General features: G+C 65.4%; 16 protein-coding genes. 9 read left to right on the top strand and 7 right to left on the bottom strand.

Annotated elements, in window-relative coordinates; genetic code table 11:
• Positions 1–88 precede the first annotated feature (88 nt).
• Entirely contained in the window at positions 89–472 is a 384-nt protein-coding gene (locus RQI43_RS22955; RefSeq protein ID WP_056454766.1) for a helix-turn-helix domain-containing protein, read from the bottom strand.
• 104 nt (positions 473–576) lie between these two features.
• Between RQI43_RS22955 and RQI43_RS22950 the strand changes: the two genes are divergently transcribed.
• On the top strand, positions 577–1,311 hold the full coding sequence (locus tag RQI43_RS22950) for an NADPH-dependent F420 reductase (protein WP_056454769.1): 735 nt from the start codon (positions 577–579) through the stop codon (positions 1,309–1,311).
• Between the two features lie 419 nt (positions 1,312–1,730).
• Positions 1,731–2,552 (top strand): oxidoreductase, encoded by an 822-nt coding sequence (locus RQI43_RS22945; protein ID WP_311276712.1) that lies wholly within the window; start codon positions 1,731–1,733, stop codon positions 2,550–2,552.
• A 45-nt stretch (positions 2,553–2,597) separates the two neighbouring features.
• Here RQI43_RS22945 and RQI43_RS22940 read toward each other — a convergent pair whose 3' ends face one another.
• Positions 2,598–3,506 (bottom strand): LysR family transcriptional regulator, encoded by a 909-nt coding sequence (locus RQI43_RS22940; protein ID WP_311276711.1) that lies wholly within the window; start codon positions 3,504–3,506, stop codon positions 2,598–2,600.
• A gap of 139 nt (positions 3,507–3,645) precedes the next feature.
• Here RQI43_RS22940 and RQI43_RS22935 point away from each other — a divergent pair, with 139 nt between their 5' ends.
• Complete coding sequence (locus tag RQI43_RS22935; protein WP_311276710.1) at positions 3,646–4,260, top strand: glutathione S-transferase; 615 nt, start codon at positions 3,646–3,648, stop codon at positions 4,258–4,260.
• A gap of 41 nt (positions 4,261–4,301) precedes the next feature.
• The gene (locus tag RQI43_RS22930) at positions 4,302–5,231 is read left to right on the top strand and encodes a pyridoxamine 5'-phosphate oxidase family protein (RefSeq protein ID WP_311276709.1); all 930 of its coding nucleotides are present in this window, start codon (positions 4,302–4,304) and stop codon (positions 5,229–5,231) included.
• 38 nt (positions 5,232–5,269) lie between these two features.
• Here the strand turns inward: RQI43_RS22930 and RQI43_RS22925 are convergent, their stop codons facing one another.
• Positions 5,270–5,440 carry a hypothetical protein gene (locus tag RQI43_RS22925; protein WP_200919005.1) on the bottom strand — a complete coding sequence of 57 codons (171 nt, stop codon included), beginning with the start codon at positions 5,438–5,440 and terminating at the stop codon, positions 5,270–5,272.
• Positions 5,441–5,708: 268 nt separating this feature from the next.
• Between RQI43_RS22925 and RQI43_RS22920 the strand changes: the two genes are divergently transcribed.
• The 3 genes from RQI43_RS22920 to mscL all read left to right on the top strand — a co-directional run bounded on the left by RQI43_RS22920 (position 5,709) and on the right by mscL (position 7,833).
• On the top strand, positions 5,709–6,419 hold the full coding sequence (locus tag RQI43_RS22920) for a phosphatidylserine decarboxylase (RefSeq protein ID WP_018045459.1): 711 nt from the start codon (positions 5,709–5,711) through the stop codon (positions 6,417–6,419).
• 89 nt (positions 6,420–6,508) lie between these two features.
• Positions 6,509–7,354: a phosphatidylcholine/phosphatidylserine synthase gene (locus RQI43_RS22915; protein WP_056421958.1), complete on the top strand. Its 846-nt coding sequence runs from the start codon at positions 6,509–6,511 to the stop codon at positions 7,352–7,354.
• A 56-nt stretch (positions 7,355–7,410) separates the two neighbouring features.
• Complete coding sequence (gene mscL / locus RQI43_RS22910) at positions 7,411–7,833, top strand: large conductance mechanosensitive channel protein MscL (protein WP_311276708.1); 423 nt, start codon at positions 7,411–7,413, stop codon at positions 7,831–7,833.
• Positions 7,834–7,835: 2 nt separating this feature from the next.
• Here mscL and RQI43_RS22905 read toward each other — a convergent pair whose 3' ends face one another.
• From RQI43_RS22905 to RQI43_RS22895, 3 genes are all read right to left on the bottom strand, one after another.
• Positions 7,836–8,141 (bottom strand): hypothetical protein, encoded by a 306-nt coding sequence (locus tag RQI43_RS22905; protein ID WP_311276707.1) that lies wholly within the window; start codon positions 8,139–8,141, stop codon positions 7,836–7,838.
• 208 nt (positions 8,142–8,349) lie between these two features.
• Positions 8,350–8,760 carry a DUF1236 domain-containing protein gene (locus RQI43_RS22900; protein ID WP_056421956.1) on the bottom strand — a complete coding sequence of 137 codons (411 nt, stop codon included), beginning with the start codon at positions 8,758–8,760 and terminating at the stop codon, positions 8,350–8,352.
• 224 nt (positions 8,761–8,984) lie between these two features.
• Positions 8,985–9,728: a sigma-70 family RNA polymerase sigma factor gene (locus RQI43_RS22895; protein ID WP_056421955.1), complete on the bottom strand. Its 744-nt coding sequence runs from the start codon at positions 9,726–9,728 to the stop codon at positions 8,985–8,987.
• Between the two features lie 302 nt (positions 9,729–10,030).
• Here RQI43_RS22895 and RQI43_RS22890 point away from each other — a divergent pair, with 302 nt between their 5' ends.
• A complete protein-coding gene (locus RQI43_RS22890) occupies positions 10,031–10,798 on the top strand; it encodes a DJ-1/PfpI family protein (RefSeq protein ID WP_082470619.1) in 768 nt (255 codons plus the stop codon).
• Positions 10,799–10,970: 172 nt separating this feature from the next.
• The gene (locus RQI43_RS22885) at positions 10,971–12,440 is read left to right on the top strand and encodes an amino acid permease (RefSeq protein ID WP_056421954.1); all 1,470 of its coding nucleotides are present in this window, start codon (positions 10,971–10,973) and stop codon (positions 12,438–12,440) included.
• Positions 12,441–12,503: 63 nt separating this feature from the next.
• On the opposite strand, the gene RQI43_RS22880 is transcribed toward RQI43_RS22885, so the two are convergent.
• Positions 12,504–13,415 (bottom strand): MBL fold metallo-hydrolase, encoded by a 912-nt coding sequence (locus RQI43_RS22880; protein ID WP_056421952.1) that lies wholly within the window; start codon positions 13,413–13,415, stop codon positions 12,504–12,506.
• Positions 13,416–13,640: the final 225 nt, after the last annotated feature.

The following is a 13,640-nucleotide window of genomic DNA, read 5'->3' as shown; positions in this document are numbered from 1 at the left end:
ATGCGCTGTCAGATCTTTCCAGGCCGCAAATGCGTTCTCACACAGCCTCGGTGGAAAGCAGACCCTGGCGTAGAGCCAGGAGACGCTCCTATTCAGCTAAGTCGGGCTCGGTGAGCTCGGATTTCACTGGTCCCTGCTCCAACGCCCAATTGACCAAGGCTTTAATCGAGGGGCCGAGCGCGTATCCTTTGTCAGTCAGCGTATACTCCACCTTCGGTGGAACCTGGGGATAGACAGTCCGCGTCAAGATGCCTTCCTTCTCCAATTCCTTAAGCTGTTGGATCAGCATCTTTTGATTCACGCCCTCGATGCGCCGCTCTAGCTCTGAGAAACGCACTGGTGCTCTCGCCGCGAAGAGTTGGACGATGATTGCGATCTTCCACTTCCCTTCAAGCACCCGGAGCGTCTCTCTCGTTGCCGCTGCCCAGACGAGCTGCTGCTTAGGGTCCTGATTCTGGCAGTCACGGTCCATGAGCTTACCTTTCGGTGGGTACAAAACTTTTTGGTGGGTTCTTGCGATCCATCCAGCAATCGATATTTCTGACGGCGAGGCAACCCTCATGATCGGAGTATCTAATGAAAATCGGCATCATCGGCGCAGGAAATATCGGCGCAACGCTGGCTCAGATCTTGGACAAGGCCGGCCATGACGTGAAGCTGGCCAACTCGAAGGGACCTGAAACACTAAAGGAGATCGTTGACGGTACGACGATCGCTGCGGTCACCCGAGACAATGCCGTCAAAGATGTCGATGTAATCATTCTGTCCGTGCCGTTTGCTCGAAATCCAGAACTCGCGCCGGTGCTCGCTGATGTTCCGGCGAGCGTTGTCATCGTCGACACGTCCAACTACTACCCGATGCGCGACGGAATGATTAAAGAGGTGGACGAAGGAAAGCTGGAAACCGTCTGGAGCAGCGAGCAAGTCGGGCGGCCTCTTGTAAAAGCCTGGAACGCACTTCTGTCCTTTACTCTCGCCGAAGCTGGATCGGAAAGTGGCTCAGTTTCCAGACTAGCCATACCGATCGCTGGAGATCATGCGGCTGCCAAATCCGTCGTATCGCGCCTTGTCGATGAAACGGGCTTCGATGTGGTGGACGCAGGCCCTATATCCGAATCCTGGCGTTTCCAGCCAGGAACACCCGCCTATTGCACGGAACTCGATGCTGCTGGCGTGAAGAGCGCACTTTCTACTGCCGATAAGGCTCGTTCGTCCCATAACCTTGAGCTCATAACGCAGGCGTTCATTGATGGGAGCTTGAAGCTCGAACGTGAAGCGATGGTCGCCTTCAATCGCAAAATATCAGTCTGAATATAAACTACGGATATTCGGCCCGAGTATCAGCAGCGCGTAAGAGCATTCGACAGAGTTTTCGCTTGCTCTTACGCATGGTTTGATCGGCCTTCGAAATCTAGAGAGTCCCACGAAGCATCTCGGCTTCGAATTGGACGACCTGTTGGAGGTTTCAGAGAGGATCCACCGCTGATCCGACTTGTCGGAAATCCGCCGGAGCGGACTGGCCCAATGTCTTCTAAGGGTCGCGAGCGAGCGGTACCAACCGTGAAATTTCAGCCCCTTGCCTGCCGGCGACTTGGACGGAGGCCACTCGAAGTCGACGCACGCCATCGCGGATGGGCCGGCTCCCCCGACACGTCTTGCAATTATAGATTATGATAATAATCTATAAGCCGAAGCGGTCCCCCGAGGGGGGCGCATCGTGGGAGAGTGTCGTGGGCAAGACGGACATCAAGACGGCCATCGTCACCGGAGCGGCATCCGGCATCGGACTGGCAACGGCCAAGGCCCTGAAAGCGGCGGGCTACCGCGTCTACGGCACGAGCCGCAGACCCGCGCAGGGGCGGGACGGGGACGTCACGATGCTGGCCTGCGACGTGACCGACGACGCCTCCGTCGAGGCCCTGGTGCAGACGGTCCACGGCGAGACCGGGCGGATCGATCTGCTGGTCAACAATGCCGGTTTCGGCATCAGCGGCGCGGCCGAGGAATCCACGGTCGCGCAGGCGCAGGCACTCTTCGACGTCAACCTGTTCGGCGTCATCCGCACGACCCGGGCGGTCCTCCCCCTAATGCGGGGGCAGGCGGGCGGCCGCATCGTCAACATCAGCTCCATCCTGGGGCTCGTCCCGGCGCCCTACATGGCTGTCTATTCGGCCAGCAAGCACGCGCTGGAGGGCTATTCGGAATCCCTCGACCACGAGGTCCGCGGCCAGGGCATCCGCGTCGTGCTGGTCGAGCCCGCCTATACGCGCACGGCCTTCGACGCGAACCTGGTCTCCCCCGATGCCCCGTTGAGCCTCTACGATTCCGATCGCGCGGGCCGGGAGCGTTTCACGCGGGAGGTCATGGCCACGGCCGACGCGCCCGAGATCGTCGCCAAGGTCGTGGTGAAGGCCGCCACCGCGGCGGCGCCCCATCTGCGCTACACCGCCGGATCGATGGCGCGGCAGGCCAGCCTCCTGCGCCGTTTCGTGCCGGCAAAGCAGTTCGACAAGAGCTACCGCAAGCAGATGCGCCTTCCCCCGGTCTCCTGAGCCTCCGCCCTTCGGGGGACGTGGGAAACATGGTCCGCCCGTCTCTCAGCCACGATCGGGATTGACCATCGGGTCGGCCTGGAGCCTCGCCGCGGCCAGACCGATGAAGGCGCGCACCTTGGCCGGCGCGCGCCTTCCCTCCAGGGTCACGATATGGACCGGGAGCGGCACCGCGTCCGGATCGTCGAGGACCAGCCTGAGCCGGCCTTCGGCGACCGACGGCGCCACCTGATAGGACAGCAGAGATGCGATCCCCTGGCCGGCGAGGGCGGCCGCCAGGACCGCGTCGATCGTGTTGCAGATCAACCGGCATCGCGTGGCGCCACGCGTCGGCCCTTCGGCCGGGGAATGGCGCTCGAAGGGCAGTCCCATGGCGGTCGAACCGATGGTCGCGTGGCGGTGCAAATCCCCCATCGATTGCGGTGTTCCGTGCCGGTCGAGATAGTCCGGCGCGGCGCAGAGAACCCGTCGGACGGTGCCGACCCGAACCGCGACGAGCCCGGAATCGGCGAGGTGCCCGATGCGGATTCCCACATCGGCGCCCTCCTCGATCAGGTTGACCACGCGGTCGAGGAACAGCGCACGCACGCCGACGGCCGGGTAACGCGCAAGAAAATCCGTGATGGCGGGTAAGACATAAAGCCGGCCGAACTGCACCGGAGCGGTGATCGTCAAGGTTCCGGAAGGTGTCGCATAGGCGCCGGCCGCGAGTGCTTCCGCTTCTTCCATGTCCGCGAGGATGCGGCGGCAATCCTCCAGATAGCGTCCGCCCGCCTCGGTGAGCATCAGCGAGCGCGTGGTCCGCGTCAGCAGCCGGGTGCCGATCCGGTTCTCCAGGGCGGCCACCGCACGGGTCACTGCGGGTGGGCTCATGTTGAGTTGGCGCGCCGCAGCGGCGAACCCCCCGCTCTCCGCCACCCGCACGAAGACCCGCATCGCCTGCCACCGATCCATGCCGGCTTCCTCCTCACCCGCGGATTATTCCAGAAACTGGAATAGTCGATTGCGGAGAATGCCGGTTCACGCGTTCCACGCAAGGGTCTCTGATGTGTCCGTGGCCGGTGCCCTCGTCCGGCCGTCGCGGAGATCCATCATGAAACTGTTCCACATGGCCCTGTCCGGGCATGCGCACCGGGCGCGTCTGTTCCTGTCCCTGGTGGGCGCGGATTGCGAGATCGTCGAGGTCGACCTCGCCGCCGGCGCGCACAAGACGCCGGATTTCCTGGCCCTGAACCCGTTCGGACAGGTGCCGGTGCTCGTCGACGGCGACGTGGTGGTTCCGGATTCGAACGCCATCCTGGTCTACGTGGCCAAGACACTCGGGCGCACGGATTGGCTGCCGGAGGATGCCCTCGCGGCGGCGCGGGTGCAGCGCTGGCTCTCGGTCGCGGCCGGGCCCATCGCCTTCGGACCCGCCGCCGCCCGGCTGATCACTGTCTTCGGCGCTCGCTTCGACACGGCCGAAGTGATTGCCCGTGCACATCAAATCCTCGGCCGCCTCGAGGCGGAACTCACCGGTCGCGACTGGATCGCCGCCGACCATCCGACCATCGCGGATGTGGCCCTCTACAGCTACGTCGCCGCAGCCCCCGAGGGGAATGTCGATCTCGGCCCTTATTCCGAGATCCGTGCCTGGCTCGGCCGCATCGAGGCGCTACCCGGCTTCGTGCCCTTTCCGACGACGGCGGCCGGCCTGCGCGTGGGCTGACACCACACCCTGCCACGAAACCCTTTCAGTGGGAGATTCCCATGTCATCCGACCATCACCCCGCCTCGCCCTGGCATTCGGGCGAGATCGCGATCCAGAATCATGCGGGCGTCACCGAGCGCATGGCCGAGATCGGTCCCCGCGTCATCCGCGACCGGATGATCGACCAGCATCGCGACTTCTTCCGGCACTTACCTTTCGTGGTGCTGGGGGCTGTGGACCCGGAGGGTGAGGTCTGGGCGACGATCCGGGCCGGCGAGCCGGGATTTCTCGACGCACCGGACCCCTTCCGTCTCCGCGTTCGGAGCGCCGCCGATCCCCACGATCCCGCCGAGGCTGGCCTGGCAGACGGATCGGCGGTCGGTCTTCTCGGAATCGATCTGGCGACGCGACGCCGCAATCGCCTGAACGGGATCGTCCGGCGCGAGGAGGGCGACGAATTCGATGTCCGGGTGCAGCAAAGCTTCGGCAATTGCCCGCAATACATCCGGGTCCGACAGGGGCCTGAGCGTTTACTTGATCCCGTTGCGGCTGCCCCCGAGATCGCCCGCGGCCTCGACGACCGCGCCCGGGCGCTCATCGCAGATGCCGATACGTTCTTCGTCGCGACCTATGCGGACGGGGAGGAGGGGAACCGCCAAGTCGATGTCTCGCATCGCGGCGGCCCCAAAGGTTTCGTGCGGATCGGCGAAAACGACGTGCTGACGGTCCCGGATTATTCCGGCAACCGATTCTTCAATACCCTTGGAAACATTCGCGCGAATCCTCGCGCCGGGCTCGTCTTCATCGACTTTACCAGCGGTGACCTGCTGCAGATGTCGGGGCGGGCGGAGGTGCTCCTCGATACTCCCGAGATCGCGAGTTTCCCGGGAGCCGAGCGGCTCTGGCGCTTCGCGCCCCGCACCCTCGTCCGGCGCGTGGGGGCCGTGCCGCTCCGGTTCGAGGCCGCTTCACCCCCCGGGCGTGCCTGATCCCCTGGGGCGGGACGGATTTCGCCCCGTGCTTCGCCTCAGCGACGGCGGACCTGGCTCTGTTTCGTGTGGAGCACCTTGCGTGCCCGCGCCTCGTGAATCGCGGCCACCTTCATCAGAAGGCGGCGTTCGACGTCCGAGGGAGCGCTCGCGGCACAGTCCCGCAGGGCGATCGCCGCTCGCACATGCATCAGCGCCCGATCCAGCATCCGGTCCTCGCTCTTCGCCTCATTCCCTTCCTGCCTAGCGCCGCTGTGCTTAAGGCATCATCAAGCTGGATGCCGGGGCGGAGCGGTCGCGCGCGCCCAACGAGGCGTCCATTCTTCGCCCGTCTTCACGAAGGTCCGGCCCGGCATTGGGCGGGCCGTCCGGGCGCCGCCGATCCGCTCCGAGAGTTGACGCCGGCCGTCGGGACTGCCAACCCGGCCGCATTGCGGGCGCGGCCGCTCCCTCGGTCCGCAGGAGTACCGAATCTTCATGTCCGATCTGCTTGAGACGATCCGCAGAACCCTCGTGCCGATCCACAAGGAGGGCTACCCCTTCATCCTGATCGGCATCGTGCTGACCGTGCTGTTCGGCTATTTCGCCCAGTTCGCCGGCTGGATCTTCCTGATCCTCACCCTGTGGGTCTGCTATTTCTTCCGCGATCCCGAGCGGGTGACCCCGGTGGCGGACGGCCTGGTGGTTTCCCCGGCCGACGGCCGGGTGAACCTGATCTCCACCGTGCTGCCGCCGCCCGAACTCGACCTGCCGCAGGAGCCGATGACCCGGATCTCGGTCTTCATGAACGTGTTCGATTGCCACGTGAACCGCGTCCCCGTGACCGGCAAGATCGGCCAGATCGTCTACACGCCCGGCCTGTTCCTCAATGCGGAACTCGACAAGGCCAGCGACGACAACGAGCGCAACGGCCTCGTCATCGAGACCACGCATCGCGGCAGCCCCCTGCGCGTCGGCGTCGTGCAGATCGCTGGATTGGTAGCCCGTCGCATCGTCGGCTGGGTGCAGGCGAACGATACCTTGAACGTGGGCGAGCGCTTCGGCCTCATCCGCTTCGGCTCCCGCGTCGACGTCTACCTGCCGGTGGGGACTCGGGTGCTGGTCGGCCTCGGCCAGAAGGCGGTGGCTGGCGAGACCGTTCTCGCCGATCTCGGCGGCGGCCCCGAGCGCAGCTTCCGCCGCATCTGATCCCGCCCGGCCCCGCCCTGGCGGGGTCGCGATCCTTCGCGGACGGTGCCCTTGAGGCCCGTTCGCCCGTCTTTCTGAAAAGGCGCGTCATGGACGATCTCTTTCCGCCCTTCGAGCCGGATGCCAACGAGCCGAAGCCGCGCCGCTTCAAGGCGGTGCCTTTCCGGATGATCGCGCCCAACATGATCACCCTGATGGCGGTGTGCCTCGGGCTGACCGCGATCCGTCTCGCGTTCGAGGGCAAGTTCGAACCGGCCGTGATCGCCATCGTCGCGGCCGCCTTCCTCGACGGGATCGACGGGCGCGTCGCCCGCATGCTCAAGGGAACGTCACGTTTCGGCGCCGAGCTCGATTCCCTCGCCGACTTCGTCAATTTCGGCTGCGCGCCGGCGCTCATCCTCTACGGCTTTGCCCTGAAGGAGCTGCGCTCGCTGGGCTGGATCGTCGCCCTGATCTTCGCCATCGCCATGGCCCTGCGTCTCGCCCGCTTCAACGCGATGCTCGACGATCCCAACCGGCCCGCCTGGAAGAAGGACTTCTTCGTCGGCATGCCGGCGCCGGCCGGGGCCCTGACGGCGCTGCTGCCGCTCTATCTCCACTTCCTCGGCCTGCCGATCGAGCGTTGGGCCGCGCCGGTGGTGCTCGGCTACACGCTCTGCATCGCGCTCCTGGTGGTCTCCACCGTGCCGACCTTCTCCGGCAAGACCATGGGCAAGCGCGTTCCCCGCGAATGGGTGCTGCCGATCTTCCTCGTGGTGGTCGCGGCCTTCGGCCTCTTCATCAGCTACCCGTTCGAGGCCATGGTGGTGATGGCGGCCGGCTACCTCATCACCCTGCCGATCGGGGCGGCGCAGTATCGGCGCCGGGCGAAACACGAGGAGCGCCTCGACGCAACCGACCGTGGACAGATCGGTACGGCGCCTGTCGAAACCTGATCGCCTCGCCTAACGTCCCGGCGGGAATGCGGGCGGCGCAAGTTTTGGAGGCGACGGTGCTGGAAGAATTCAAGAAATTCGCGTTGCGCGGCAACGTCGTCGATCTAGCGGTGGGCGTGATCATCGGCGCCGCTTTCGGCTCCATTGTCACCTCCGCCGTCCAAGACGTGTTCATGCCGATCATCGGCGCGATCACGGGCGGGCTCGACTTCTCGAACTACTACATCGCGCTCTCGTCGAGCGTGCAGAAGGGGGCGGCCTACGCGGACGCCAAGAAACAGGGCGCTGTGATCGGCTACGGCCAGTTCATCACCGTGGCGCTCAACTTCATGATCGTCGCCTTCGTGCTGTTTCTCGTCATCCGGGCGATGAACAAGCTCCAGACCCAGGAGGAGGCGAAGCCTCTTCCCGAAACCCCGGCGGACGTGAAGCTGCTGGGCGAGATCCGCGATATCCTCGCGGCCAGACCCAAGGTCTGAGATCAGATCGTCGTCGCGGGTGGTGCCTTCAGGTCGTCGAGGAGGCCATCAAGGGCCTGCTCCACCGCCCCGGTGCCTTCCTCATGGGTCTTCAGACGGATCTCGAGACGGCGCAATTGCGGCTCGAACTCTTCCGGCACAGCCGGATCGCCGAGGAATTTCGGCGCATCGTCCTGCGTGGTGAAGACGGAGCGCAGCTGTTGGCCGAGATGATCCCGCACCGGCTCGGGCAAGGCCGGATCGACATCCGCGCCGCCGGCCTGACCGGGGGGCGATTTATCAATGCGGAAGATCGGATCGTTCGCCATATCGGGTCTCTCCTCAATCAAGAGCAATAACCAGCCGGGGCGGAGAGTGTTGCGTGCCTCGACTCACAAATGTTGATGGTACCCGATCCAGCGCCGGTATTTCTGGTATTTCTCGTGCGAACCCCGACCATCTTCCGATCCACGAAAAAGCCCCCGGTGCCGTGGCACCGGGGGCTCTTGCCGAATGGTCAGCTGCGATCGACGATGATTAGTCGATGACTTCGACGATGCGGCGGCTGCGATCCACCAGGACCGGACGGTCGTTGACGATGGTGTAGCGCGCGCCGCGGGCATTGTACTCGGACGGCACGTCGTAATAGGTCACGCCAGTGCCGGGCAGGGTCGCGCCGACGCGGACGTCGCCGTCGTAATTGTAGGAGCTGTGACGCTCGCGGGTGACGTACTGGCGGAAGCGGGGACGGTCGTCGACACCGAGGATGCCACCGACGGTTCCGGTCGCAGCGCCGACGGCACCACCGACGATGGCACCTACGGGACCAGCTGCATCGGCACCTTCCTGGGCGCCACGCTCAGCGCCGCGCACGAGGCCCTGGGCCTGGGCGGCGAGGGGGAGGGACAGAGCGATCGCCGAAGCGGCGAGAAGGGTCTTGATGTTCATGATCGAGATCTCCGTATCCGATGACCCGCGAACGGTGACGCTCAGCGGGGTTCGGGGCAGTAACGCCCCATCTCGGAAAAGGGATGCCTCGAAAATCGATTTTGCCGGAATGTCCCGATCATGCCCCCGATGGGAGAACGATATTCCCCGTCCGCAAGACGTCGCGGAACGGGTAGCCCGGTGAGCATGGTGGGGAGCCGATCCCGACCGCCCACCTGGCGGCCTCAGGCGTCCTTCGGCATGGCCGACTGGATCAGCCGATCCGAGCTGAGGTCTTCTTCGTCGTAGCCGAGCAATTCGGCGAGCCGCCCGCGGGCACGGCTGACGCGGCTTTTCACCGTGCCGACCTTGCAGCCCATGATCGTGGCGGCCTCTTCGTAGGACACACCCTCGGCGCCCACGAGGACGAGGGCCTCGCGCTGATCGGGCGGAAGCTTGGCGAGCGCCGTCTGCAGATCCTCGACATCGAGGCGGTCGCCCTGGTGCGGTGCCGTCGCGAGACGCGCCGCGTAGGAGCCGTCCTGGTCTTCCACCTCGCGCACGCGCTTGCGGTGGTCCGAGTAGAAGATATTGCGCAGGATGGTGAAGAGCCAGGCATTCAGGTTCGTGCCCGGCTGGAACCGTGCGCGATGCTGCCAGCCCTTGAGCAGGGTGTCCTGCACCAGATCGTCCGAGCGGGCGGGGTTGCTGGTGAGCGACAGCGCGAAGGCCCGCAGCGACGGCACCGCCGCGAGCAGACCGTTGCGGAACTCGGGCTCCACCTGCTCGCCGCGAGCTTTCAGGGCGGCTTCCAGCTTCTCGATGAGTTCGGCGAAGCGCGTTGCCGGCTCGTCCGCGCCAAGGCGGTCGTAGACGGTGCGGAGCTGGTCGCCGAGATGTGAGCGGATGGTCGCGGTCAGGCCCGGCCGCCCATCGTCGTTCGTGTCGCTCAGGAGGTCGTCGCTGGTTTCAAGGACGTCGCGTGTCATGGCTCGTCGTATTCTGGTCGTTGGGCAGGAAATCGTCCGGTTCGGGCCGGCCGTATCGGATCGGTCCGCCTGACATCGACGGCGAGGCCGTAGCGTGTCTCGGGTTGTAGCGCATCATACCCGGTCACGCACCCCGCCAAGCCACGCAAATGGCGACCTGCGCCGTTCGCGTCCACATGCGGCGGATGGCATCGGCGGCGGCGACATCTTCCCGATATCGAGGAAGGAGGGCCGCCTCTGCTTGCGCCCCATATCCGGCCATTGTCTCACCTGTCTCTCTGCCATCGCGAAAGGAATCGTCCATGCATCGTCGCGCCTTCACGGCGAGTCTCACGGCGGCCGTCCTGGCCGGGCCGGGCGATGCGGTTCGCGCGTCGGCTCGTAGCAGGCCACCCGTCAGCATCGCCATGCTGATGTTTCCCGGCATGACGGCCCTCGACCTCGTCGGGCCGCAGGCGATCCTGGCGGGTCTGGCCGGCGGCCGGCTCCACCTCGTGGCTCGCCAGACAGGCCCGATCCCCAGCGATACGGGCCTGACAATGGTGGCCGATACGTCCTTCGAGACCTGTCCGGGCGAGATCGACGTACTCTTCGTGCCCGGCGGCGACGCGACCCCCGGCCAGATGCGCGAGGAGGCGACCCTCGCCTTCCTGCGCGACCGGGCGGCACGAGCGTCCTGGGTCACCAGCGTCTGCACCGGTTCGCTCATCCTCGGCGCGGCGGGACTGCTCCACGGCTACCGCGCCACCTCGCACTGGTGCGTGCGCGAGACCGTGCTGCCCCGCCTCGGCGCCATTCCGGTGAACCGGCGCGTGGTGGTCGATCGCAACCGCATCACGGCGGCGGGCATTTCCGCCGGCCTCGACTTCGCTCTCGTCCTGGCGGCCCTTCTGCACGGCGACGATGCTGCGAGGACGAGCCAGCTTGTCGCCGAGTATGCGCCGGAACCGCCCTTCTCCGCCGGCACGCCCGAGACTGCCGGGCCGGATATCGCCGCTGGCGCCGGAGCGATTCTCAAGGATCTGGTGGATGGGTCTCTCGCGGCGGCAGCGAGCTACGCGCCGCGATGAGGTCCGGGGCTCAGGGCCTCCGGCCGCACATGGTCTCCCTCCCCCGCGACGGCGCGTCATTTTGCCGGAACTCCGTTGAATGGCCAAGGTTTAGCCCCTGGCGAGAAAGCTGCATGGTCGCGATGCGCTGGCCGCCGGACTTCCGCGCTCCAACCATGAAGGGCATCGATCCATGGCATCAGGCCTCGCTGGCGATCTCACCCGGACGAAATCCCTCGAGCGACTGAATGCCGATGCCGAAGGGGGGGAGCACAAGCTCGAGCGCACCCTCGGCCCCTGGAGCCTCGTCGCCCTCGGCATCGGCGCGGTGATCGGAGCCGGCCTGTTCTCCCTCACCGGGATCGCGGCGGCCGAGCATGCCGGTCCCGCCGTGGTGATCTCCTTCGCCATCGCGTCGATCGCCTGCGCCTTCGCCGGCATGTGCTACAGCGAGCTCGCGGGCATGATCCCCGTGGCGGGTTCGGCCTATACCTACGCCTATGCCACGATGGGCGAGTTCGTGGCCTGGATCATCGGCTGGGACCTTGTGCTCGAATACGCTGTCGGCGCGGCCACCGTCTCGGTGAGCTGGTCGAGCTACGTCACCCGGTTCCTGCGTGACACCCTCGGCATCAACCTGCCGCCCAGCCTCGTCAATTCCCCCTTTGAGACCTACACGGTCGACGGGGTGACGGCGCATGGCATCGTCAACCTGCCGGCCATCCTCATCATCGTCGCCGTCTCGGCCCTGCTGATGATCGGCATCCGCGAATCCGCCCGGGTCAACGCCGTCGTCGTGGCGATCAAGCTCGCGGTGGTGGCGGTCGTGGTGGGCGTCGGCCTGTTCTACATCAAGGCGCAGAACTACGTGCCGTTCATTCCCGAGAACACCGGGACCTTCGGCGAATACGGTTGGAGCGGCATCATGCGCGGCGCCGGCGTGGTGTTCTTTGCCTATATCGGGTTTGACGCGGTCTCGACTGCGGCGCAGGAGGCCAAGAACCCCCAGCGCAATATGATGATCGGCATCCTCGGCTCGCTGGCCATCTGCACGGTGATCTACATCGCCTTCGCTGGTGTGCTGACCGGCCTCGTGCATTACGACGCCATGAAGGGCGATGCTGCGCCTGTGAACACGGCGATCGCCCAGACACCGTTCCCCTGGCTGAAGAGCCTCGTGACGCTCGGCGTCATCGCCGGCTTCTCCACCGTGATCCTGGTCCTGCTGCTCGGCCAGAGCCGGGTGTTCTACTCCATGAGCCAGGACCGACTGCTGCCGGGCTTCTTTTCCAAGATTCATCCGACCTGGAAGACGCCCTATCGCTCGAACCTGTTCTTCATGGTGTTCACGAGTGCTCTGGGCGGCTTCCTGCCGATCAGCCAGCTCGGCCACATGACCAGCATCGGCACCCTGCTCGCCTTCATCCTGGTCTGTGCGGGAGTCATCATCCTGCGCCGGACCCAGCCCGATGCGCGACGGGACTACCGGACGCCGCTGGTGCCGCTGGTGCCGATCCTCGGCATCGTCAGCTGCCTCGCCATGATGGTGTCCCTCGACGGCCAGACCTGGCTGCGACTGATTGCCTGGCTCGCGGTAGGACTTGTGATCTACTTCGCCTGGAGCCGACGCAACAGCCGTCTCGGCCGGGCGGAGGCGGCCTGACCGTAGCAGTCTCGGCTGTCCCCAGGGAACGGGATCCGGTGCTCGTGACGGCGGCCTGATCCGTCAGGCTGTCTTGATCAGCGACAAGAGAGGGCTTTTGGAATCCTTCTCCACCATCACCTCGCCCACATGGACGATCTGCCGCTCGCGCGCGACGAACGCCGTTGGCATTTCGGACTGCATCTCGGCTTCCACGGCACGCAGCATGGCGTCGCTATGGGCGGGATGGAGATGGATGATCGCGAGCGCCTTGGCACCGGCGGCCTTCGCCAGTTCGACGCCCTTCTGCCATGTGGAATGACCCCAGCCGCAGCAGCGCGGATATTCCGACTCGGTGAACATGCCGTCGTAGACGAGGAGGTCCGAGCCTTCCACGAACCGGCGCAGGGACTCGTCCGGCCACGGGTCGGAATGCTCGATGTCGCTGATGATGCAGAGGCGTTTTCCGCCATGGTCGAAGCGGTACCCCACCGATCCTTGCGGGTGGTTGAGGAGGATCGTGTCCACACGCGACCCATCGGGGAAATCGAGCGCCTCGCCGGCCTTGAAGCCGTGATGGGCGAGGGTGCAGGGAAGGATGTCCAAGGTCACCGGGAAGAGTGGCGGCGAGAACAGGCGGTCCAGGGTCTCCTTCGCGCTCGCTCCGTCGAGATTGCCGCAATAGGTGTTGATCGTCCGTTCCGGGTTGAAGATGACCGGCTTGAAGAACGGCAGGCCCGCCGTGTGGTCGAGATGCAGATGGCTCAACAGGAGGTCGATCTCTTTCGGCATCTCCTCGCGGTGATGCAGCCCGCAGGCATTCAGGCCCGAGCCGGCATCGACGATGAACAGGCGCGAGCCGCAGCGGATCTCCAGGCACGGGGTGTTGCCGCCGAACTCGACATAATCCGGCCCGCTAACGGGCGTGGAACCGCGGACGCCCCAGAAGCGTAGGGAGAGGCCGTCTTCGGTCGAGGGCGTGTGCGTCATACTCATGGTTCGACTACCGATTGCCCGATCCGCCTGAGACCCGGTGCCTTTCGGCGCACCGATGCGATCCATTCCTCGCGAGAACGGTCACAAACAGGTTGCCAGGATCGAAGTGGGGTTGACCATGAGGTAGTCAGCCCCCTCCGACATCGATGTGCGGCCACGCACACAGCTTGGAGACGCTCGTCCTCGGCAAAACCGCGCTCACCGGCCAGCTTTCAATCGGAGCGA

This window comes from Methylobacterium sp. WCS2018Hpa-22 (assembly GCF_031843785.1).
Lineage (GTDB): Bacteria > Pseudomonadota > Alphaproteobacteria > Rhizobiales > Beijerinckiaceae > Methylobacterium.
Note: the sequence above shows the minus strand (reverse complement) of the source record. Positions and strands in the feature narration are given on the sequence as shown.